General features: G+C 66.1%; 2 protein-coding genes. Both read left to right on the top strand.

What is annotated here, in order from left to right; genetic code table 11:
* Positions 1–1,080: IS3 family transposase (locus tag G6017_RS15440; RefSeq protein ID WP_194307905.1), on the top strand; the 1,080-nt coding region annotated here is incomplete at its 5' end.
* 247 nt (positions 1,081–1,327) lie between these two features.
* Entirely contained in the window at positions 1,328–2,434 is a 1,107-nt protein-coding gene (locus G6017_RS15445; RefSeq protein ID WP_067478094.1) for a BtrH N-terminal domain-containing protein, read from the top strand.
* Positions 2,435–2,520: the final 86 nt, after the last annotated feature.

Genomic DNA, 2,520 nt, shown 5'->3' on the forward strand with positions numbered 1-2,520 from the left:
AGCGCTCTCCAAGAAAAACAAGGGGTGACCAGGGCCGCCTGGCGCACCTGGCAGGCCGAAACCGCGCAGCTGCTGACCGCGCTGCTGGGTGTGGTGCGGTCCTGCGCCCTGGTCGGTAGGTCGCGGGCGACCCATCATCGCCAGGCCAATCCGAAACCGCGCCAGTATGGGCCGCACCCCAAGGCCCGCCATCCTGCCGAGCTCACCGCCGCCGAGCGCACCGCGATACTGGAAGTGCTCACCAGCGAGGCCTACGCCGATCTGTCCGTGGCCCAGGTGTGGGCCCGCGAACTCGACGCCGGCCGGTATCACTGCTCGCAGCGCACGATGCACCGGATCCTGGCGGCCGAGGCGATGAACGGCGAGCGTCGTCGGCAGGCAACCCATCCACCACGGGCGATTCCCGAACTGGTCGCAACCTCAGCAAATGATGTGTGGTCGTGGGACATCACGAAAATGCGGGGCCCGGCCAAGGGCATCTGGTACCACGCCTACGTCGTCATCGACATCTACTCCCGCTACGTCGTGGGCTGGCGCATCGAGACCGTCGAAGACGGCGAACTGGCCGCCGACCTGGTCGCCGCCGCCATCGCCGAGCAAGGCCAGGCACCGGGGTATCTCCACGCCGACGGGGGCGCGGCGATGACCTCGAAGCCGTTGGCCTCACTCCTGTGCGATCTGGATGTAACCCGGTCGCACAATCGGCCGCGGACCAGCAACGACAACCCGTACAGCGAGTCGCAGTTCAAGACCATGAAGTACACGCCGAACTACCCCGAGCGGTTCGCCAGCATCGGTGCCGCCCGGGCATGGATGAACCGATTCATCCACTGGTACAACCACCAGCACCGGCACAGCGGGATCGGACTGCACACCCCGGCCAGCGTCCACGACGGCACCGCCGAGACCATCCGCGACAGGCGCCAGCTCGTGCTCGACGCCGCCTACGCCAAACACCCCGAACGGTTCACCCGACGACCGCGCCCACCCCGACTGCCGGAAAAGGCGACCATCAACGACCCCGACGCCCGATCACCCGAAACTAGCCAAGCCCAACCGAGCACCTCACGTCTCATTTGATTTGACACGCTCCGGGCCGCCGGCTCGTGGAGGAGAGCGGTGGTGATTGTCTGGCGGACGCCCGGGGCTGCCTCGCCCAGCGCATTTCTTGAGCTATCACTCGGCGGGCGGCGCAGGAACGAAGGATCCTTTCGATGGACCGCTGAGGTAGGTACATGCCTGCATGAACGAATGTATAGTCACGTAACCGCATGCCCGTCCAACCGGAAACCGCGCAGATTGCTGCGACGCCGATTCAGGAGATGTCATGTCAGTCGAGGTCCCTACCCGTCATCCAGAGCCGCGACGAGTCCTACTGGACTATCCCCACCGTCAGGCAGGGCATTGTGGTTCCGGAGCGCTGAGAGACCTCCTGGAGTGGGCCGGTCTGGGCTGGGACGAGGTGCCGAGCGAAGGTCTGGTCTTCGGAATGGGCGGTGGTCTCGGCTTCACCTACCTGCGGGCACCGGGTCTCGCCCCTCCCATCTACTTCGTCGGGCGTAGCAGCGACCTCGAGGTCGACCTTCTCGCCAGGCTGGGTGCAGAGGTCGACGTTCGGGGAACCGACGATCCCGAGACCGGCTGGGGCTGGGTCCGCCGCGAACTCCAGCAAGGCCGTCCCGTGCTGATGTGGGCCGACATTTCTGAGCTGCCCTACCTCAATGTCCGCCTTCAGATGAGTCGGCACGACATCGTCGTGATCGGTTACGAAGACGACACCGAGACGGCTTTCGTGGTGGACAACGACCGAGCCGAGATGCAGAAAGTCCCCTACGAGGCTCTTGCGCGGGCGCGCGCGTCCCGATCGTTCCCCGTGCCCACGAGGCACACCACGTACTTCGTGAACTGGCCCCAGATCCTGCCCGATCTCCGCCAGACTGCGGCTTCGGCCCTCGTGGCCTCGGTCGAAAACATGCAGGCGGCGACAACCGCGATTATTCCGGACGCGTCGGTGCTACCGCCGGATGCCGTTGCCGCTGCCGGGATCAGTGGAGTCACGGTCTTCGCCGAGGATGTCGACCGGTGGCCGGGGCTCATGCCCGAACCGGAACTGGACATCGCGCTGCGTTCTCTCCACGCCTTTGTAGAGAAGGCAGGCACGGGCGGCGGCCTGTTCCGCCGGTTGCAGGCACAGTTCTGTGGCGACGTGGCCCGGCTAACGGAGTCCGCGGAGATGGCGAAGGCCGGAACTGCGCTCTTGCGCTGCGCGGACACGTGGTCGGCTCTGGCTGCGGCCGGCCGTAGCGACGGATCGACGCTCGATCGCTGGCGACGGGTCAATGAACTCGCCGCGACGCTTCCCCGCGACGAAGGCCATGCCATCTCTCACATGCGCAAAGCGGCGGGGGAACTGGGGATGGGTGACCCATTGTAGGCAAGTCGGCGAACGCAGCAAGCGAGCACCACTGCCGGGTTGCAGCAGCAGATCTGCGGCCACCGCGGACGTAAAGGCGACCCGCT

It is taken from the genome of Dietzia sp. B44 (genome assembly GCF_014145245.1).
Taxonomy (GTDB): Bacteria; Actinomycetota; Actinomycetes; order Mycobacteriales; family Mycobacteriaceae; genus Dietzia; species Dietzia natronolimnaea.